Origin of the sequence: Streptomyces sp. NPDC093064 (assembly GCF_044754605.1) — a bacterium.
Taxonomy (GTDB): Bacteria; Actinomycetota; Actinomycetes; order Streptomycetales; family Streptomycetaceae; genus Streptomyces.
In genome coordinates this window covers 14,010-32,533 of record NZ_JBIVPK010000064.1, presented here as the reverse complement: position 1 = coordinate 32,533, position 18,524 = coordinate 14,010, and the positions used below count along the sequence as shown (strand labels likewise).

Here is an 18,524-nt window from a genome sequence, read left to right as displayed (position 1 = left end):
CCAGCCCCGCACCCCGCCACCCCGTCGGCAAACACCCCCACAAACAAGACACCCCCCGACCTTGAAGGCTGAGGGGGAACCTTTAAATTCAAGCTCATGTCCGGTTATCAGTAGATTCGGTCGGTGCGCGTTTTGACCACACTCGCGGCTGCCGCGCACCAACCATGATCTCTGACTGTCGGTCATGGAGAAACTCATCGGTCCTCGCTCGGTCAACTCGCCCCAACCGGTGGCACGGCATCTTCATTTAGTCGAGCTCGGTGATCCAAACGAAACGGCCTAGCGGCGGAGTGCGGGCCGTGACCATCGCCGGCGGCCTCCGTCTAGGTGATCCCCCACCGCCTTACCCCGGGTTTCCCTCGTGCTCGGCGAGCTCACCGATCGTCTTCTGGATGAAGAGGTCGACCTGCGTCCCGCTCATGAAGCTACACGCCTCGTTGACGGCGTCGCGGTGGTACCGCTTCTCGGGGTAGGCGAGTTCCGCCTGCGCCTGGTTGAGCGTCGCACTGCCGCAGTCCATCGTGGACAGGTCAGGCTGCGGGGGCCCGTGGCGATCCTGCGCTGCCGGCCCGCGGCGATGGCGGCCCGCAGCACCTGCCCGCTCTGCCGCCGCCGATACCACTACTGCCTGCCGCTGCGCACCCTCGGCAGTTGCCTGGAGTGCTTCGACGGCACCCCGGCCGACTCCTCCACCTATACCGCTCCCCCGGCCCCACATCAGCTCGCCGCCTGTCCCTGACAGGAGAGACCACCGTGTCCGTCCCGACCACACCGCACACCGCCACCACTGACACGAACCTGGCCGAAGCGCTCGCGGCCGTCACCACGGAGATCGGCCGCACCGACGGCAAAGCCTCCTTACTCCTGGCGTTCAACGGGGCCACCTTCGCCGGACTCGCCACCCTCGCCGGGCACCGGCTGCCGACCCCCGCCACGGTCCTCGGCATCCTCGCTGCTACCGCGCTCGGCTCCGCAACCGTCCTGCTCCTCATGGTCGTCCGCCCCTGCCTCAGCGGCAGCGACCGGGCCTCGTTCCCGCACTGGGCACGCCTGACCGAGACCGAGATCCGCGCCCGCATGACCGGTGACACCCGCGCTGCTCGCGTCCGCGTCCTGTCCGTCATCGCCCTGGGTTGTTCCGCCGGCTGCGCCGCGCGGTCGACTGCACCCTGGTCACCCTCGCCTTCCTCGCCCTGGCCGCCGTCGCGGCTGTGCCGACCGCGTGAGAGGAGACGCTTCGATGGCACGCACGCCCATCCGGATGGCTGCTGTGGCAGCCGCTGTACCGGTCACGGCGGCCGTGGCGGCGGCCGCCCTCAAGGTCGGCCGCTGGTCGCTGCACATCAACCGGTACCGCCTCCGGGTCACCCCGGTGCCCGCCCGGTCCTACCGCGACTGCCACGGCACGGGCGGATGGTGGACAAACGGGCCGCACCCGGAGATGGAGGCCTGCGGCTGCTGGGCCGACCGCCGCCACCTGCGCATCCTGCTCCTGCCGCTCCCGCCCGCCGCAGACGAGCCGCCGTTCTGACAGCTCCCTGTGACGCCCGGCCCGCACGATCGGGCCGGGCATCGCAGAGGACCGGACAGCCCGGCCCGGCAAGGTCAGCCTCGCCGGCGCCGAGGATAAGCTCGCCCAGATCGACAGGCGGTCCCAGAAGGCCACCATCAGCCTCGGCATGCATACGACCAGGAGTGGGGACCTTGAGTAGTGACGCATATCCAGAAGAACCAGGCCGCGATCTGAGCACGTGGACGCTCGACCAGTTGCAGACGTTCATCCATGACGCCCGCGGCCGGCAACTTGAGACGGCACGCGTCGCCGCGCAGGGACAGGCCTACAACGCCAGCCATCCCCAGGAAGCCCGTCGCCAGTGGGCGAAGCTGTCACTGCTCGCGAACCGGCGCATGCTCGACCACGCCGAAGAACGCTTTGCGCGGGTGGCCCAGCAGGGCTTCATGCTCCGGATGTGGGTGATCGACCGGCTGGGCCCCGACGACACGGACCCCGACTGGAGTCCCGAGGCGCTGGCGTCCGACACGCTCGACGCACTGACCTTCACGCCCACACAGGCCGCTGGCCTCGCCGACGGCTGGCGCAACCTTCCCATCGAGCAAATCCGCGAGCTGCGGTGGCACAAGAACCTGACAGCCCATCTGGAACGCCTGGTCGGCTACCTGGCACCTGGCCCGGTCCGTGAGCGACTCGTCACCTGGACCGCGACCCGACAGCTCCTGCCTTGACCAGCCCCCAGCGATCAGGTCGGCTCAACTGATTGGCTTCAAGGCGAAGTTCAGAGAAGCCTGCATCCGCTGTCCGATGCTTCGCATCGACCCAACCCAGCGGCAGCGGCTCATCGAGATCATTTGAAGCCTGACCCCTCTGATCAACCAAGCATGATATTCACGTCGCCCAAGAGCTCAACGCCCGACCACGCAGAACGCTCGGCTGGGATTCTCCAGCCGAGCGCTTGCGTGATCTACTCACCACCTAGAAACCAAGGCGGTGTGTTGCGACGACGACCCTTGAAACCGCCGATCACCGTCCGGCCGTTGTGGGTTGGTGTTCGTCAGCCGTCGGAGTCGGGGGCAGGAATGAACGCGCCGGGCACCTGGCTCGGGGCGAGGACCTTGTCGTCACCCGGGTACGGCACCCGCCAGCCGTGGGTCTCGTACCACGTGAGGCGGTTCATCTGCTCGGGGTTGGCGGAGTCGACCTGTGCCGCCGGGCCGGTGAGGTGCTGCTCCTTCTCCCACTCCCGCCACAAGGCCACGGTGTCCGCCTCGCTCGCGGGCGGGGCCGGCGCCAAGGCGTTGGCCCGAGAGCTGTACTTCGCCGCCACGGTGTCCTCGCCACAGGCCGGCGGCTTGGCGAGCCCGTAGGTCAGCGGGATGCGGTTTCGCTCGGCGTCGAACGGTGTGAGGTCGGCCGTCGTGGTGAACGCCGTGCGCATCGGCGTCGCGGCGGAGTCCTTCTGGTTCATCGGGTGGATCCCGAGGATCTGCTCGATGGTGCGGATCATGGTGATCTGGGTGTAGTAGTGGCTGTCGACCACGCCGTGCTTGGCCCACGGGCTGATGACCTGCACCGGGCCGCGGTGGCCGTCGACATGGTCGACACCGTTCTGGGTGTCGTCCTCGACCACGAAGATGGCGGTCTCCTTCCAGTGCTTGCTGTGCGAGACGGTGTCGACGATCTTGCCGAGCGCGAGGTCGTTGTCGGCAACTTGGGCGATCTGGTGCGGGTTGCCCTTGCCGCCGGTGTGGTCCACAGGCAGATGCATGATGTTGAGGTTGGCAGGGCCGTGCGCGTCGAAGTCCCGCTTCCACATCTCATAGCGGTACTGGTCGGGGATGCCGGTGCCGGTACGCGGATAGTTGTGCACCGTAATCGCGTTCAGCGACGGAAGCGGCGAGGAGCTGGCCGTGGAGATGGTCGTGTCCTGCCCGGTCTGCTCCATGGCCCTGGCGTCACAGTAGTAGTCCTGCCACGTGGTGCCCTTCGGCGCCGTGTAGAACGGGTTGTACTCCCCGAAAACCCGGGCCGACTTCCCAGCTGTCTCAGCGCCGGTCCAGATGAAGCCGGAGCGCTGGGGGCCGAGGGCGTCGTCCTTGGTGTTGTAGCTGCGCTCGTACTCGCCGGCGGTGGACTCGGTGTACTCCGGGTTGTCGGACATCAGCAGCCAGTTGTGACCCTCGCCGGAGTTGGTGCCGACGTCGTAGGTGTTGTCGTACAGGCCGAACTGGCGCGCCAGCGCGTGCTGGTTGGGTGTCACATCCTTGCCGAACTGCACCAACGACGGGTCGCCGTTGCCGACAGGCATGTCACCGAACACCTGGTCGTAGCTGCGATTCTCCTTGATGATCAGGTAGACGTACTTGATCGTCGAGGGGTCACCGAGCTTGACCGGAACCGGCACCGGAGCGATGTTCGGGTTGCCGTTGCTGGTCTTCACTGCGTTGCCGTGCCAGCCGTTCTGCGCGAAGACCTTGGCCGTGTAGCCGTTGATCGCGCTGTCTCTCGGCAGCGTGAACCGCTGCAGAGAGCCGGTCACCTTGTGGGTGTTGGGTCCGGTGGCCGGGGTCGTGTCGGGACCAGTGTCGATGGTGCGGCCGCCGGAGCCGCGGGCGCCGATGCCGCGCAGGTTGGTGACGAGCAGTTCATCACCAAGCGTGTCGACCTCTTCGGGGTAGTAGTCCGTGGGCAGGAGTCCGACGTAGCTGACCGGCTCCTGCGGGCGGGTGTAGCGGTAGACGGCGATCGCGTTCGCCCGGCCGAGGGTCACCAGCAGGTGGCCATCGTCGGTCAACGTCACGCCGTTGGGCTCGTAGCCGACCTTCGCCTCCGGCCAGGGCTGGGTCGCTATCGTCTGCACCACCTCGTCCCGGGCGGTGTCGATGACCGAGACACTGTCGTCAGTGGTGTTGGTGACGAACAGCGCACCGTCCGCGGCGTGCATCGCGGTCGGGTGCAACCCGACCGCGATGGTGCCGACCGCGGCGGCCGGGTCGTCGCGGAGCCGCCCAGACCGCTCCAGGCCGTCGGTCTCGGGACGACAGGCGGCGGATCGGCTGCCGACCCGTCTGCCAGCGCGGGTTGCCCGCCCAGAGATCCGATGACTACCGCGAGGACCAGCGCAAGAATGACCGATATTCGGCGCACAGCCGCCTCCTGGGGCAGATTGATTGGACGACGGTAGTCGTGAGGTGTGGCGCCCAACAAGAGGGCGGCTGCGTGAAGATGACGTAAAGTCGCGGGATCCGCGCACAATCACGCACCGAAGGCCCATCCTTGGCTCGCCTTCCGGCACCCCCGGCTTTCGGACCCAGGTCCGGTACGCGGCCGTCCCGCCCGGGGCGGCCGCATACGATCCGGGCGGTGCTCAGCCAAGTTGGAAGCGGCTCGCTGTCACGGCCAACAGCCCGACGGGTCAACGGCGCGGACTGCGGGCAGATCACCAACGGAATTGGACCCAGGACTGAGGAGAATCACATGGCAGCACTCCAGGCCTCTGCAGGTGGCCTCAAGTGGTACCGCGAAGCACGGTTCGGCATGTTCGTCCACTGGGGACTGTACGCACTGCACGGACTGGGCGAGTGGAACATGTTCGAGGCCCGCACATCCCGGGAGGAGTACTCCCGCCTCGCTGATGACTTCACAGCGCCAGGCTTCGATGCGAAGTCCTGGGTGAACCTGGCCGAGGAGGCGGGGCAGCGCTACATCACGGTCACGACGCGGCACCATGACGGCTTCTCCCTCTACGACACGGCACTGTCCGACTACAAGATCACTAGGACACCGTTCGGCCGTGATGCGCTGGCCGAACTGGCCCAGGCCTGTGCGGAACGAGGACTGAAGCTGGGCGCCTACGTGTCACTGATCGACTGGCACCATCCAGCGTTCCGCTTCCGCACTGAGTCGCAGATGGCGTGGGAGGACTATCTGGTGTTCCTCCACGGCCAGGTCGAGGAGGTGTGCACTCAGTACGGCGAACTCGCCCAGGTCTGGTTCGACGGTGACTGGCCCGGATCGTCTTGGCACACGGACCACCGAGACTGGTTTGCTCCCGGGGGCCAGTACGGCTATCCCGAACTGTACGACATGGTCCACCGGCTCCAGCCCGATGCCGTGGTCCTCAACAACCGCAAGTCTGTCCCACTGCCGCCTGGGGAGGATGTCCAAGGATTCGAGAACGACCTGCCTGGCGAGAACACCGCTGGGTTCAACACCGCAACCGTGCTCGACGGGCCCAAGGAAACGTGCTTGACCATGAATAGGACCTGGGGCTACGTACCCGACGACGACGCGTACAAGACGGTGGATGAGCTGGAGTCGACCGTACGACGGGCCTGGGCTGCCGGCAGCAATCTGCTGCTCAACGTGGGCCCCCGGGCGGACGGCGTCATACCCCCGCGTGAGCAGGATCTCCTCCGGGCGGTCGGAGCGCGTCTGCGCACCGAGCAAGTCGCCTCACCTGCCTGACCGGGCGGGCGGGCGATTGAGATCGTCGCGGTGCACGGTGGGTTTGCGGAGCATGGTGGCGCGCGGCGACCTGAGCGGTCGTCGGCCGCGGCGCCGACCGGCCGCACCGCCACCTGGAGCGCACGAAGGTGGACAGGCGTACCGCGTTCGGCGCCGGTGCCTCCAACGCGGAGGTCGCCAAGGATTTACGGGTGAGCGTGCGTTCGGTTCAGCGGTGGCACCGGGCCTGGCAGGACGCCGGCACGGACGATCTGCGGTCGGTGGGGCCGGTGTCGCTGCCCAAGCTGAGCGAGAAGCTTTTTGCGGTACTGGAGCAGGAGTTGGCCAAGGGCCCGGTCGCGCACGGCTGGCCGGACCAGACCTGGACACTGGCCCGGATCAAGACCTTGATCGGGCGGCGGTTCCACAAGTCGTTCACGCTCTCGGGTATCTCCCAGATACTGCGTCGCCACGGCTGAAGTCACCAGGTCCCGGCCCGGCGAGCGGTCGAGCGGGATGACGTGGCCGTGGCCGGGTGGGTGAAGGAGACCTTCCCGCACGTGGAAGCAGCGCGGCGGCGCACGATGCCTACCTCGTCTTCGAGGACGAGGCCGGCTTCTCGATGACGCCGCCGACCGCCCGCACCTGGTCCCGTCGTGGCGACACCCCGGTCATCACGGTGAGGGGACGCTCCCAGCGCCGGATCTCGATCGCGGCCCTGGCCTGCTACAAACCCGGCGCGCACTCGCGGCCCACCTACCGGCCCGTGGTCCACCCCCACCACAAGACGGGCGGGCGACGCAGCTTCGCGCGGGCCGACTACCGCAACCTCCTCATCAGGGCCCACCGACAGCTCGGCAGGCCGATCGTCCTGGTCTGGGACATTCTCAATGTCCACCGCGACCGTCGCTTACGCGCGCTCATCGACGCCCAGGACTGGGTCACTGTCTACTACCTGCCTCCGTACGCGCCGCAGCTCAACCCGGTCGAGGGCATCTGGTCCCTGCTCCGCAGGCGCTGCCAGGCCGACACCGCCTTCACCGGCCCCGCCCACCTGATGCGCGCCCTCCAGCGGGGACTGCGGCAAGTCCAGTACCAGCCCGACCTCATCGACGGATGCCTTACCGGCACCGGACTCACCCTGACGACACCACGCCTACAACGTCAGTAACAGGGCTTCGGCGCGCACACAAGAGCCTGCGAGACAGGATTCGCTCGATTCTGTCGTCAGAACACTTGATTCGAGTGAGAGCATCCGTCATTGTGCTTGAAACGACTACATGACTTACTGATCACGCAGGTGAAAGAGGTCCTTCATGGACGACATCGACCGCGCCATCCTGCGGGAGCTGCAGGTCGACGGTCGCATCCCCTACGCCGAGCTGGGGCCGAAGGTGGGACTGTCGCCCTCGGCCGCAAGGCACCGGCTGCAGCGATTGATCGACACCAAGACGGTCCAGATCGTCGGGGTGACCGACCCGATGACCATGGGCCAGCAGACGGTGGCGCTCCTCGGCCTGCGCGTCGAAAGCGATTCCCGCGCGGTGGCCGATGAATTGTCCCGACATGACGAAGTCGTGTACACGGTCCTGACCTCTGGCCGCTATGACCTGTTCGCCGAGGTCGTACGCAGTCGCCCCAGTGACCTTCTGGACTTCATCAACGATGTTGTACGGGCCATCGAGGGCGTCACATCGGTGGAGACCTTCCCCTACTTCGCGATTCACACCCACCGCTTCTTGTGGGAAGTCCACTAGAGACATCCGAGCATCCGCGCCGGGCCTGCCCACACCACGCTCCACCCACCAGCCGAGGAATCCCGCATGCCGCACGACGAGTACCGCACCATCGACTTCTTCGCCCAAGGCGCTCTCCCTGCACCCCAGGTGACACTGGCTCAGGCGGAGCACATCGGCACCCGAGACCTTGGCGTCGACGTGCGTGCGCAGGCGCTGGGAAGCCAGCAGGACGCCAACTTCCTGCTGCACGGCGACGATGGCACGGCCTTGGCCATTCTGAAGATCGCCAACCCCGCCTTCAGCCCTACGGAGATCGAAGCCCAGGACACCGCCGCCGACCTGATCGCTGCGGCTCACCCAGAACTGCGCATCGCCACCGTCCTGCGCCGCCCCGACGGCTCACCGCAGTGCACGACGGTGGACACCGAGAGCGGGCCGGCCATCGCGCGGCTGATGCGATACCTGCCCGGCGGTCCGCTCTCGGGACCACGGCACCTGTCCCCGAGCACGGTGGCGGCCATGGGCACGATCAGCGGAAAGGTCAGCACCGCCCTGCGCGACTTCCACCACCCGGGCCTCAAGCGCGTTCTCCAGTGGGACCTGCGGCACGCCGACCGCGTCGTCGCCAAGCTCGCAGAGCACATCGACGAGCCCGAGCGGCGTGCCGCCGTTCAGGCCGCGACCGCCGACGCCTGGGCGCGGGTCCAGAAGCTTGCCGCCGTGCTTCCGTCGCAGGCGGTGCACCTGGACCTCACCGACGACAATCTCATCTGTTCTCCCGACGGCCGCCTGCCCATGCCCGACGGGGTCATCGACTTCGGTGACGTAACCACGAGCTGGGCGGTCGGCGAACTCGCCGTGTCGCTCTCCTCGATGCTCCACCACGACGGGGTCGAGCCCCATCACGTGCTGCCCGCCGTCCGGGCCTTCCACGCCGTTCGGCCGCTCTCCCAGGAGGAGGCGGAGGCGTTGTGGCCGATGGTGGTCATGCGCGCGGCCGGCCTGGTCGCCAGCGGGCGGCACCAGGCCGCCGTCGACGAGGACAACGCCTACGCCAAGGCCGCGCTCGACCGCGAGTGGCACATATTCGAGCAGGCCACCCGCCTGCCCCTTCCCGTGATGGTCCACCTCGTCAAGGACGCGATCGGCCTGGCCGACGTGCCTGCCCGCCGCGCCGATTCACCGGCGCACTTCCTGCTGCGCGGCCTCACCGCCGACGACATCGCTCTCCTCGACCTGTCCCCCGGCGCCGACTCCATGGACCACGGAGCCTGGCTCGAAGCCGGCACCGAAGACCGGCTCTCGGCCTCCGCACTCGCGGACGGAGCAGCCGCGGTGGCCACACAGTACGCGCATCCACGGCTCACTCAGGCTCCGGCATTGTCATCCGTTTCCGCTCCCACGGTGCCCACCGGCATCGACCTGTGGCTCGGCCGGCCTGCCGTGGCGCAAGCCCCCGCCGCGGGGAAGGTCCTCGCCACGGCACCGGGCCGTGTGGAGATCACCTACGGCCCGCAGGCGCTGACGTTGACCTTCCCCCGCACGGTTCACCCAGTGGTCTCCACCGGCTCGGCGGTCCAGGCGGGCGAGGACCTCGCCCATCTCCCCACCGGAACCTCGCTCCACCTTGCGCTGCGCAACGCCGACAGCCCTTCCGTTCCTCCGTCGGTGCGCCCCGAGTACGCCGCCGGCTGGCTCGCGCTCACCGCAGACCCCGCCCCGCTCATCGGTCTCCGGGCCGCCGGCCGTGCGCAGGACAGGGACCTGCTCGACCGACGTGACGCCGTGTTCGCGACCGTCCAGGAGCACTACTACGCCGAACCTCCCCGCATCGAGCGTGGCTGGCGCCACCATCTGCTCTCCACCGACGGCCGCTCCTACCTCGACATCGTCAACAACGTCACCCCGCTGGGCCACGCGCACCCCTGCGTCGAGCAGGCGGTCTCCCGGCAGTTGCGACGACTCAACACCAACTCGCGATTCCACTACGCCTCGGTAGTGGAGTTCACCGAACGCCTCGCCGCCCTCCTGCCCGAGCCCCTGGACACAGTGTTCCTGGTCAACTCCGGTTCCGAGGCGGTGGATCTTGGCCTGCGGCTGGCCATCGGTGCCTCCGGACAGCACGACGTCGTCGCAATGCGAGAGGCATACCACGGCTGGACCTACGCCTCCGACGCGGTCTCCACCTCACTCCAGGACAACCCGAACGCCCTGGCAACCCGGCCGAGTTGGGTCCACACCGTGGACTCGCCCAATCCCTATCGCGGCATGCACCGCGGGGCAGATGCGGTGTGCTACGGGCCCGAAGCCGCCGCGGTGATCGACGAGTTGGCCGCCTCCGGTCGCCCGGCAGGAGCCTTCCTCAGCGAGACCTTCTACGGCAACGCCGGTGGAGTGGCCCTGCCCGACGGCTACCTCGCCGAGGTGTACGCGGCGGTCCGCCGCCACGGCGGCCTGGCCGTCGCCGATGAGGTCCAGGTCGGCTACGGCCGCCTGGGACACTGGTTCTGGGGCTTCGAGCAGCAGCAGGTCGTCCCTGACGTCGTCTGTGTCGCCAAGGCCATGGGCAACGGGCACCCCCTCGGCGCCGTCATCACGTCCAAGTCGGTTGCGGACCGCTACCGCGACCAGGGTTACTTCTTCTCCTCCACCGGTGGCAGCCCGGTCTCCAGCATCGTGGGCCTCACTGTCCTGGACACCCTGCGCGATGAGGATCTCCAGGGCAATGCGGTGCGCGTCGGCGGCCGTCTGAAGAGCCGACTTGAGGCCCTGGCCGACCGCTACGACATCATCGGCGCTGTCCACGGCTCGGGCCTCTACCTCGGCCTCGAACTCGTCCGGGACCGCGTCACCTTGGAACCCGCCACGGAAGAGACCGCCGAACTCTGCGACCGCATGCTCGACCTCGGCGTAATCGTCCAGCCCACCGGTGACCACCTCAACATCCTGAAGATCAAGCCGCCGTTGTGCATCGACGCCACCGCGGTGGACTTCTTCGTCGACATGCTGGACCACGCCCTCGCCCAACTCGGCCACTCCCGCTGACGTCGTACGTCCGGAGGCCGGCTCTGACGCCGCCTCCGAGATGGGTGCCGGTCCGTCGGCGTAGCCGTCGTCTCCGGCAGGCTCGCACCCGCGACGGCGGGTACGGCACCCACCTCGGAAGGCGGCTCGCCCAACGGTGTGTGCGACATCCGTCCGGGTCCGGATGTCCTCCAGGACGGCATCGAGGACAATCCCCAACCGCCGGCAAGCACGTCCACGGACGGGACTCTGACGCCGGCGCCCTGGCACGCCGACGACCGGACGAAATCCGGAGCGTGGGCGGCGACTCCCAGGCGCGCAACCGCCTTAGCCAACGCCATTGACCGTACTGATCAAGGCCGAGCCTCATAGCCGACAGCCCGGAAGGAGCCGTCCTGTGTGTCAAGGTAAGAAGAGGGAGACGTTGAGATGAGTCAGGCACACCACATCCACGGTGACGTCACCCTCCACAAGGGAGGTGCTGAGCTCATCGACCGGCTGGAGCCTCTGTGGCTCGCGCTGCACGCTCACCACCAGTCCGTCGAACCGGGGTTCGCGTATTTCCCGGACGAGCACTCCTGGGAACTGCGCCGCTCCTGCTATCGGCGTTGGATCCTGGAAGAGGGGTCCTTCATCCTCCTCGCCGAACGTCACGGCCAAGCGGTCGGCTACGCCTTCGTGGAGATCCACGCCGGGCCCGACGACACCTGGGTGACTGGCACCCGCATCGCCGAGCTCCAATCGCTCTCCGTCGCATCGACCGAGCGTGGCAACGGCGTCGGCACACTGCTGCTCGACGAGGTGGACGCTGAGCTGAACAGGCTCGACATCGGGGATCTCCTCATCGGAACTTTTGCAGCCAACACCGGTGCTCGGCGCCTTTATGAGCGTCGGGGGCTGCAACCGGTCCTCACGTACTATGCCCGCTTCTCCGCCAGCGGGATGCAGCCCCGCTAGGCACTGTCTCTTACATCCGTCCATGAGATCGTCGTGCTCATGATCGAGTCCTGGGTGATCGATGACGGCAGCACCGTCCCGGTGTCCTCTGGGGCGGTGGTGGAGACGCTTCTGGCGAGGGCCGGCAGTGCGCAGCTGGAAACGTGGCTGACGAGTTCGTTGGGGCGCTCGCTTGCTGTCGTGACGAACACCGAGCGGGCGATGGTGATGCTGCTTGATGAAGAGGGCGATCCCGGCGAGCATGCCGTGGATCCAGGAGTCGAGGGAGCGAGCGACGGGTTCGTCCTCTCAAACGGGCAGCACGACGAGTACCCGGACAGAGACACCGTGTCCATTGGTGAAGCGTTCAGGATCGTGGAGCACATCGTCGGCACGGGGTCCTGGCCTGCGGACGCACGCTGGGTGGTCGATCGCTGAGCGGGCTATCGCCGGGCCCAGATGAGGAAGGCGGCAAGGCGGAGTGCGGCCTGGTAAGCGATGGCGAGTTTGTCGGTTCGCATGGCCAGGCCGCGCGACTGCTTGAGCCGGTTGATGGTCGCTACACAAACCACCTGGCCATGTGCGCGCCTCCGAGACCGAACCGGCTACAACTCCTCTCTCAGCCGTTCCCAGGTACGGGTGTCCAGGCTGTCGTGGGGGCCCATGCGGGAGAGCTCGGTGCCGTCGTAGCCGATCGCCACGATGACGGGACGGGCTCCGCGGCTGACTTGGGGGGACGTCCACACGGCGACGAGCTTGCGGCTCCCGGAGGCGTTGATCTTGCGGTCGCCGAAGTGGAGGCGTCCGACGTGCCCTTGCTCTCAGTCCAGCTCGGCCGAGTCGGGATTTGTCGTCGCGACGGTTCCGGTGACGGCGTCCAGCATGAGTACCTGGATGGAGGGGGCGGTCGTGGGCTGTGAGGAGCCTTCGTCGGGGGCGCCATCTTGGGGACCGCTGTCCTGGGGGGCGGCCGTTACGCCAGGCGGGCCGACGCTCAGGATCCAGTACGGACGCCAGCGGCCGGCGTTGTCAGTGCGAGCCAGCAGTTCACCGGAGTGGACGACGTCACCGGGGAACTTGCGCGTCGCGATGGCCTGAGCCTGCCGCCGGTCAATGCGAACCGAGGGCAGTTCGGGGTCGGGAATGTGACGTGCGGTGAACGAGATGATCTCGCGGTCGGGGCCGCCGAGGACGTCCATCCGCTTGGGCATCAGCACGCCATTCTTGCGGGAGCGCCAGGAGACCAGTTTCGAGGGTTGCTGGGGCCCGGCGGCGCTGACGTCCGTACGGCCGGTGAGCGCCCAGGGAAAGTGGTCGTGTACGAAGGCGGTGCCGGCCTTGAGGGCGGCATCGTCGCTGACAGGTGCGGTATCGGGCCCGAGGGCCACACTGGTGGGCTGCAGCAGGCCGGAGGTCACCTCGCAGGAGGGCCACTCGATGCTGAGGACACCGCGGTCGGTGTTGGCCGAGATCTGCCCAGGACCTTCAGCCGGCCTGGCCGCCTCAGGCTGTTCGCGGAGCGGGTGCTCCGGGCGCTGGAGGATCGAGCCAGGCGATGAGGGTACGGCCGAGGTGCCCCCTGCCCGGTCTTCCCCGGCAAGCGCCACCTCGACTGGCAACTCTCCGACCAGGCAGGCCAGTGCGTGGAAGCGTCCGACCGATCCAGGGCGAGATCGAAGACAGAATCCGGAACCTCGTCGAGGAGATCGCACCGACGGCCCAGCCGTGAGCAGTTGAGAGAAGACCGATTGATCCGGCGGGCGGGTTGGCGAGGCTGGTTCCTCAGGACCTGCCAGGTCGCGCGCCGGGTGGGGAAGGCGGGGCCGAGTGGGGCGGGTTGATTCTGGTCCAGCCTTGTGGGGTCACCCGGTAGTGGTCGCCGTCGTCCGCGTCCATGCGGGAGTGGCCGTGCACATGCAGGTGGTCCTGCTCCAGGTGGTAGGTGAAGCCGCCCATCATGCCGACGACCCGGAAGAAGATCCGTACGGCCGGCCCCTCCGTCAGGGGGGCCACCGGCGGGAGCAGGTGTTCGATCTCCTCGAAGCAGCGGCCGGTCCGCTCGCGCAGCAGCGCGTGGAAGTGGTCCTCCAGCAGGTTTGCGGGGGCGGGGAGCGGCCGTACCTCGACCGGTTCCAGCAGCTCCAGCAGGTGTGCGTGTCCCTGCTCGCGCGCGATGTCCACGGCGCGCCGCCCGTCCCGGGTGCGCTGGGTGCGCCAGGCGCCGTGCGCGAGCAGCTGGGAGACGACGGCGAAGCCCGCGCCGTTCCAGGCGGCTTGATGCAGCGGGGCGAAGCCGCTGCGGCTGCCGGGTCGGGGGAGGCTGACCGCTGACCCGCTCCGGGTGTCTCCCCAACTCCGTGAAGAGACCGCTCCAGTCGGTGTCCCGGGCCAGGTCGGAGAGCCGGTCCCGCTCGGTGCGGTACCAGTCGTTGTAGCGCTCGCGGTCGGTGAGTCCGTCCCACTCGATGGCGATCACGTGGACCCATGCTAGCCAGGCGCGTTCGCCGTCCGCGGGGGTGGGACGTGCCGCACGGACGGCTCGCGCGACCGTCTTCCGGACGCCGCACGTCCGTAGGGCGACCGGTGTTCAACTCATCGCGGGGCGAGGCGATTGCATCCCAGGTGTTGCTTCACCTCTTGACGGTGATGGTCCGGACCTTTAGCTTCACGCCTTAAACAAAGTCCATGGAATGCACTCAACGCCCAGGCATCACCTAGGTGTTGGGACCGCGTTCCGCCACCCCCCACGTGAAAGGCCAGTTCCCCCCATGGCCAGACCTCTGCTCGCGGTCGCGTCCCTCGCCGCACTCGCCCTCTCCGCCGGCCTCCTCATGGCCAGCCCCGCCCAGGCCGCCACCGGCACCATCACCGGACTGGCGGGGAAGTGTCTCGACGTCGCCGGTGCCAGCTCGGCCGACGGCACGGCCGTGCAGCTCTACGACTGCAACGGCACCGCCGCCCAGCAGTGGACGGTCGGCTCCGACGGCACCATCCGCGCCCTCGGCAAGTGCCTCGACGTCACCGGCGGTTCGACCGCCGACGGTGCCAAGGTCCAGCTGTGGTCCTGCACCGGCGCCGCCAACCAGAAGTGGACCGTCACCGCCGCGCGCGACATCGTCAACCAGCAGGCCAACAAGTGCCTGGACGTCACCGACAGGTCGTCGGCCAACGGCGCCCGCGCCCAGATCTGGTCCTGCACCGGAGCGAGCAACCAGAAGTGGACCGCGCCCGCCGCGGACGGCGGCCCCCCGCCGGCCACGTCCATGGCCGTGGCGCCGTACCTCTACAACGGCTGGGGCAGCCCGCCGAGCCCGACCACGATCACCAACGCCACCGGTGTGAAGTGGTTCACGCTCGCCTTCGTCCTCTCCAACGGCTACTGCAACCCGCAGTGGGACGGCAGCCGGCCGCTCACCGGCGGCGTCGACCAGCAGACCGTCAACACCGTGCGCGCGAACGGCGGCGACATCATCCCCTCCTTCGGCGGCTACAGCGGCAACAAGCTGGAGAGTTCCTGCTCCAGCGCGGGCGAACTCGCCGCCGCGTACCAGAAGGTGATCAACACCTACGGGCTGAAAGCCATCGACATCGACCTCGAGGCCGACGCGTACAGCAACCTGACCGTCCAGCAGCGCACGGTCGACGCGTTGAAGACCGTGAAGGCCAACAACCCGGGTCTGAAGGTGTACATCACCATCGGCACCGGGCAGAGCGGCCCCGACACCAGTCTGATCAACCGGGCCGCCTCCTCCGGCCTGGCCGTCGACGCCTGGGCCATCATGCCGTTCGACTTCGGCGGCGCCGGCCAGAACATGGGCAACCTGACCGTGCAGGCCGCCGAGGGCCTCAAGAACGCGCTGAAGAACGCGTACCGCTACAGCGACGACCAGGCCTACCGCACCATGGGCATCTCGTCGATGAACGGCATCACCGACCAGAACGAGACGGTGACGGTCGCGGACTTCCGTACCATCCTCGGCTACGCCCAGCAGCACCACCTGGCCCGTCTGACCTTCTGGTCAGCCAACCGCGACCGTCCGTGCACCGGCGGCCCGGCCGACAGCTGCTCCGGCGTCGGCCAGTCCGCCTGGGAGTACACGCGCGTCCTCGCCGCCTACACCGGCTGATCTCATCCCCCATCCCCATCGGCCGACCCGTTCGGCAAGGAGGACCCGTGTTCCGACTCCCACGCCCCGCCACCAGATACCTGGCCGCAAGCCTGGTCACCATGGCGGCGGCGTCCTTCCTCACGGCCGCCCCCGCGGACGCCGCGACCCCCGCGGACCCCGACGCGTCCGCCCCGCGCGCGGCCGCCGCCCTGCCCACCGACTGGGCCACCGTCGTCAACACGGCCAGCGGCAAGTGCCTCGACGCCCGCGCCGCCGGCACCGCCAACGGCACGGCGGTTCAGCAGTACACCTGCAACAACTCCACCGCGCAGCAGTGGAGTTTCACCGCGACCAGCGGCGGCTACGTACGCATCAACAACCGCAACGATGCCGGCCAGGTCGTGGACGTGACGAACGTGTCCACGGCCGACAACGCCCCGGTCCAGCTGTGGACCTACGGCGGCGGCGCCAACCAGCAGTGGCTGCCCGTCGACGAGGGTGGCGGCGCCTACCACTTCGTCAACCGCAACAGCGGCAAGTGCCTGGACGACCCCGCCGCCTCGACCGCCGACAGCGTGCAACTCGTGCAGTACACCTGCAACGGCACCGCCGCCCAACGCTTCCAGGTGGCCCCCGTGACCCCGCCCGCGGGATCGGCGGACCTCGGCCCGAACGTGGTCGTCTTCGACCCGTCCATGTCGTCGTCGACGATCCAGAGCAGACTGAACACGATCTTCAGGCAGCAGGAGACCAACCAGTTCGGCTCCCAGCGCTACGCTGTCATGTTCAAGCCGGGTACCTACAGCGCCGACGTCAACGTCGGCTTCTACACCCAGGTCCTCGGCCTCGGCCTGACCCCCGACGCGGTGACCGTCAACGGCGCGGTGCACGCGGAGGCCGACTGGTTCCAGGGCAACGCCACGCAGAACTTCTGGCGCGGCGCCGAGAACCTGTCCGTCAACCCGACCGGCGGCAACGACCGCTGGGCGGTCTCGCAGGCGGCCTCGTACCGCCGGATGCACCTGCGCGGCAACCTCGCGCTGGACGACGGCGGCTGGTCCAGCGGCGGCTACCTCGCCGACAGCAAGATCGACGGCCGGGTCAACTCGGGCAGCCAGCAGCAGTGGCTGACCCGTAACGCGCAGCTCGGCGGCTGGACCGGGTCCAACTGGAACATGGTCTTCGTCGGCAGCCAGGGCGTGCCCGCCACCAGCTTCCCGAACCCGCCGTACACGACGGTCACGCAGAGCCCGGTGACCCGCGAGAAGCCCTTCCTGTACGTGGACGGGGCCGGCGCCTACCAGGTGTTCGTCCCGGCGGTGCGCACCAACTCCACCGCGACCAGCTGGGCGAGCGGCAGCGCCGCCGGCACCTCCCTGTCCCTGGACACCTTCTACGTCGTGAAGCCGGGCGCGACCGCCGCGCAGATCAACGCCGCCCTGGCCGCGGGCCAGAACCTCCTGGTCACACCCGGTGTCTACCACCTCGACCAGACCCTGCGGGTGACCCGGCCCGACACCGTCGTCCTGGGCCTCGGCCTCGCCACGCTCATACCGGACAACGGGGTCACGGCGATGACGGTCGCGGACGTCGACGGTGTGAAGATCGCGGGCGTCCTCTTCGACGCGGGCACCACCAACTCGCCCACGCTGCTGGAGGTCGGCCCGCGCGGCTCCTCGGCCTCCCACGCGGCGAACCCGAGCTCCCTGCACGACGTGTACTTCCGCGTCGGCGGCGCGGGCGTCGGCAAGGCGACCACCAGCCTCGTCGTCAACAGCGCCAACCTCATCGGCGACCACATGTGGATCTGGCGCGCCGACCACGGCAGCGGCGTCGGCTGGACCAGCAACACCGGCGACACCGGACTCGTGGTGAACGGCGACAACGTCACGATGTACGGCCTGTTCGTCGAGCACTACCAGAAGTACCAGACCGTCTGGAACGGCAACGGCGGCCGGACGTACTTCTACCAGAACGAGATGCCCTACGACCCGCCCAACCAGGCGGCCTGGATGAACGGCTCCACCCAGGGCTACGCCGCCTACAAGGTCGCCGACTCCGTCACCAGCCACCAGGCGTACGGCCTCGGCAGCTACTGCTACTTCAACGTCAACCCGGGCGTGACCGCCGCGCGAGCCATCGAGGCACCGAACAACCCGAACGTGCGCTTCACCAGCATGGTCACGGTCTCCCTCGGCGGCACGGGCACCATCAGCCGCGTGATCAACAACACCGGAGGCCCGTCCAACTCCGCCAACAACGTCGCGAACCTCACTAGTTACCCGTAACCGTCCCAGGTCATGACGGGCGAAGGCCCCGCAGCCCGGGCTGCGGGGCCTTCGGCACGGTGGAGGCCGGTCAGGCGCCGGCCAGCGCGCACTGGCCGCGGTCGGCCTTCGTCGGGCCCGGCGTGGACGGGCGGACGTCGAAGTCGAACCTGGCCGTGGGCAGGTACAGCGAGCAGCAGGCGTTCGGGATGTCGACGATGCCGCCGATGCCTCCCTCTATGGGCGCGGAGCCGCGCAGCAGGTACGCCTGTTCGCCGCTGTAGCCGAACTTCTTGAAGTACTCGATGGCGTTGAGGCGAGCGGCGGCGATGTCGTCATCTGCCCAGTAAGCGCCCACCGTTGTGAGTGGACGGTGATGTGTGCCGCGTCCGGACCGCGTCAAGTGACCACGCACCGTGGCGGCTTGGCGCCACGGCGCGTTCCCGCCGCGTCCCCGGACCACCGCTCGGCTCCACCTCCTGCCATC

At 68.3% G+C, this 18,524-nt stretch carries 15 protein-coding genes and 5 pseudogenes; 13 read left to right on the top strand and 7 right to left on the bottom strand.

Translation table 11 applies throughout. From position 1 onward, the window contains the following. Window positions 1-343: 343 nt before the first annotated feature. Entirely contained in the window at window positions 344-520 is a 177-nt protein-coding gene (locus ACIQFZ_RS38690; protein WP_383061827.1) for a hypothetical protein, read from the bottom strand. 27 nt (window positions 521-547) lie between these two features. Between ACIQFZ_RS38690 and ACIQFZ_RS38685 the strand changes: the two genes are divergently transcribed. The 4 genes and pseudogenes from ACIQFZ_RS38685 (at window position 548) to ACIQFZ_RS38670 (ending at window position 2,244) form a co-directional block, all read left to right on the top strand. Beyond that, a complete protein-coding gene (locus ACIQFZ_RS38685) occupies window positions 548-739 on the top strand; it encodes a hypothetical protein (RefSeq protein WP_383061828.1) in 192 nt (63 codons plus the stop codon). Next, window positions 661-1,065, top strand: a pseudogene (locus ACIQFZ_RS38680) (hypothetical protein); the annotation flags it as partial. The gene ACIQFZ_RS38685 and the pseudogene ACIQFZ_RS38680, both read left to right, overlap by 79 nt. A gap of 175 nt (window positions 1,066-1,240) precedes the next feature. Further along, the gene (locus tag ACIQFZ_RS38675; protein ID WP_365437641.1) at window positions 1,241-1,531 is read left to right on the top strand and encodes a hypothetical protein; all 291 of its coding nucleotides are present in this window, start codon (window positions 1,241-1,243) and stop codon (window positions 1,529-1,531) included. A 236-nt stretch (window positions 1,532-1,767) separates the two neighbouring features. Continuing rightward, window positions 1,768-2,244 (top strand): hypothetical protein, encoded by a 477-nt coding sequence (locus ACIQFZ_RS38670; protein ID WP_383061849.1) that lies wholly within the window; start codon window positions 1,768-1,770, stop codon window positions 2,242-2,244. Between the two features lie 326 nt (window positions 2,245-2,570). Here ACIQFZ_RS38670 and ACIQFZ_RS38665 read toward each other — a convergent pair. Continuing rightward, a pseudogene (locus ACIQFZ_RS38665) lies at window positions 2,571-4,508 on the bottom strand (bifunctional YncE family protein/alkaline phosphatase family protein); the annotation flags it as partial. 485 nt (window positions 4,509-4,993) lie between these two features. Between ACIQFZ_RS38665 and ACIQFZ_RS38660 the strand changes: the two are divergent. The 7 genes and pseudogenes from ACIQFZ_RS38660 (at window position 4,994) to ACIQFZ_RS38630 (ending at window position 12,099) form a co-directional block, all read left to right on the top strand. Continuing rightward, window positions 4,994-5,983, top strand: a complete 990-nt coding sequence (locus ACIQFZ_RS38660) for an alpha-L-fucosidase (protein ID WP_365778740.1) — start codon at window positions 4,994-4,996, stop codon at window positions 5,981-5,983. A 128-nt stretch (window positions 5,984-6,111) separates the two neighbouring features. Beyond that, window positions 6,112-6,588: pseudogene (locus tag ACIQFZ_RS38655) on the top strand (winged helix-turn-helix domain-containing protein). Continuing rightward, window positions 6,585-7,133: a transposase gene (locus ACIQFZ_RS38650; protein WP_402693455.1), complete on the top strand. Its 549-nt coding sequence runs from the start codon at window positions 6,585-6,587 to the stop codon at window positions 7,131-7,133. Before ACIQFZ_RS38655 ends, ACIQFZ_RS38650 begins: the two are co-directional and overlap by 4 nt. Window positions 7,134-7,278: 145 nt before the next feature. Next, window positions 7,279-7,719, top strand: coding sequence for an Lrp/AsnC family transcriptional regulator (locus ACIQFZ_RS38645; RefSeq protein ID WP_402693454.1), 441 nt, complete (start codon window positions 7,279-7,281; stop codon window positions 7,717-7,719). A 66-nt stretch (window positions 7,720-7,785) separates the two neighbouring features. Continuing rightward, on the top strand, window positions 7,786-10,746 hold the full coding sequence (locus tag ACIQFZ_RS38640) for an aminotransferase (protein ID WP_402693453.1): 2,961 nt from the start codon (window positions 7,786-7,788) through the stop codon (window positions 10,744-10,746). Between the two features lie 408 nt (window positions 10,747-11,154). Continuing rightward, on the top strand, window positions 11,155-11,682 hold the full coding sequence (locus ACIQFZ_RS38635; RefSeq protein WP_365434296.1) for a GNAT family N-acetyltransferase: 528 nt from the start codon (window positions 11,155-11,157) through the stop codon (window positions 11,680-11,682). Window positions 11,683-11,721: 39 nt separating this feature from the next. After that, window positions 11,722-12,099, top strand: coding sequence for a hypothetical protein (locus ACIQFZ_RS38630; protein ID WP_402693452.1), 378 nt, complete (start codon window positions 11,722-11,724; stop codon window positions 12,097-12,099). Window positions 12,100-12,104: 5 nt separating this feature from the next. Here the strand turns inward: ACIQFZ_RS38630 and ACIQFZ_RS38625 are convergent. From ACIQFZ_RS38625 to ACIQFZ_RS38610, 4 genes and pseudogenes are all read right to left on the bottom strand, one after another. Continuing rightward, window positions 12,105-12,215 (bottom strand): annotated as a pseudogene (locus ACIQFZ_RS38625) (IS5/IS1182 family transposase); the annotation flags it as partial. Between the two features lie 51 nt (window positions 12,216-12,266). Further along, window positions 12,267-12,407 carry a hypothetical protein gene (locus tag ACIQFZ_RS38620; protein ID WP_383060011.1) on the bottom strand — a complete coding sequence of 47 codons (141 nt, stop codon included), beginning with the start codon at window positions 12,405-12,407 and terminating at the stop codon, window positions 12,267-12,269. Window positions 12,408-12,482: 75 nt separating this feature from the next. Next, window positions 12,483-13,079: a hypothetical protein gene (locus ACIQFZ_RS38615; protein WP_402693451.1), complete on the bottom strand. Its 597-nt coding sequence runs from the start codon at window positions 13,077-13,079 to the stop codon at window positions 12,483-12,485. A 364-nt stretch (window positions 13,080-13,443) separates the two neighbouring features. Then, window positions 13,444-13,842, bottom strand: a complete 399-nt coding sequence (locus ACIQFZ_RS38610; RefSeq protein WP_365778732.1) for a hypothetical protein — start codon at window positions 13,840-13,842, stop codon at window positions 13,444-13,446. Window positions 13,843-14,429: 587 nt separating this feature from the next. On the opposite strand from ACIQFZ_RS38610, the gene ACIQFZ_RS38605 reads away from it, so the two are divergent. Together ACIQFZ_RS38605 and ACIQFZ_RS38600 are read left to right on the top strand one after the other, a co-directional pair. Then, entirely contained in the window at window positions 14,430-15,788 is a 1,359-nt protein-coding gene (locus ACIQFZ_RS38605) for a lectin (RefSeq protein WP_402693450.1), read from the top strand. A gap of 101 nt (window positions 15,789-15,889) precedes the next feature. After that, complete coding sequence (locus ACIQFZ_RS38600; RefSeq protein ID WP_383060032.1) at window positions 15,890-18,058, top strand: RICIN domain-containing protein; 2,169 nt, start codon at window positions 15,890-15,892, stop codon at window positions 18,056-18,058. A gap of 70 nt (window positions 18,059-18,128) precedes the next feature. On the opposite strand, the pseudogene ACIQFZ_RS38595 reads toward ACIQFZ_RS38600, so the two are convergent. Then, window positions 18,129-18,356 (bottom strand): annotated as a pseudogene (locus ACIQFZ_RS38595) (acetamidase/formamidase family protein); the annotation flags it as partial. Window positions 18,357-18,524 lie beyond the last annotated feature (168 nt).

What these genes read in the sequence shown, in the direction of transcription:
- ACIQFZ_RS38630 (WP_402693452.1), top strand. Translation starts at nt 11,722, where the DNA reads ATGATCGAGTCCTGGGTGATCGATGACGGCAGCACCGTCCCGGTGTCC.
- ACIQFZ_RS38660 (WP_365778740.1), top strand. Translation starts at nt 4,994, where the DNA reads ATGGCAGCACTCCAGGCCTCTGCAGGTGGCCTCAAGTGGTACCGCGAA.
- ACIQFZ_RS38650 (WP_402693455.1), top strand. Translation starts at nt 6,585, where the DNA reads ATGACGCCGCCGACCGCCCGCACCTGGTCCCGTCGTGGCGACACCCCG.
- ACIQFZ_RS38690 (WP_383061827.1), bottom strand. Translation starts at nt 520, where the DNA reads ATGGACTGCGGCAGTGCGACGCTCAACCAGGCGCAGGCGGAACTCGCC.
- ACIQFZ_RS38600 (WP_383060032.1), top strand. Translation starts at nt 15,890, where the DNA reads ATGGCGGCGGCGTCCTTCCTCACGGCCGCCCCCGCGGACGCCGCGACC.
- ACIQFZ_RS38605 (WP_402693450.1), top strand. Translation starts at nt 14,430, where the DNA reads ATGGCCAGACCTCTGCTCGCGGTCGCGTCCCTCGCCGCACTCGCCCTC.
- ACIQFZ_RS38635 (WP_365434296.1), top strand. Translation starts at nt 11,155, where the DNA reads ATGAGTCAGGCACACCACATCCACGGTGACGTCACCCTCCACAAGGGA.
- ACIQFZ_RS38675 (WP_365437641.1), top strand. Translation starts at nt 1,241, where the DNA reads ATGGCACGCACGCCCATCCGGATGGCTGCTGTGGCAGCCGCTGTACCG.
- ACIQFZ_RS38640 (WP_402693453.1), top strand. Translation starts at nt 7,786, where the DNA reads ATGCCGCACGACGAGTACCGCACCATCGACTTCTTCGCCCAAGGCGCT.
- ACIQFZ_RS38645 (WP_402693454.1), top strand. Translation starts at nt 7,279, where the DNA reads ATGGACGACATCGACCGCGCCATCCTGCGGGAGCTGCAGGTCGACGGT.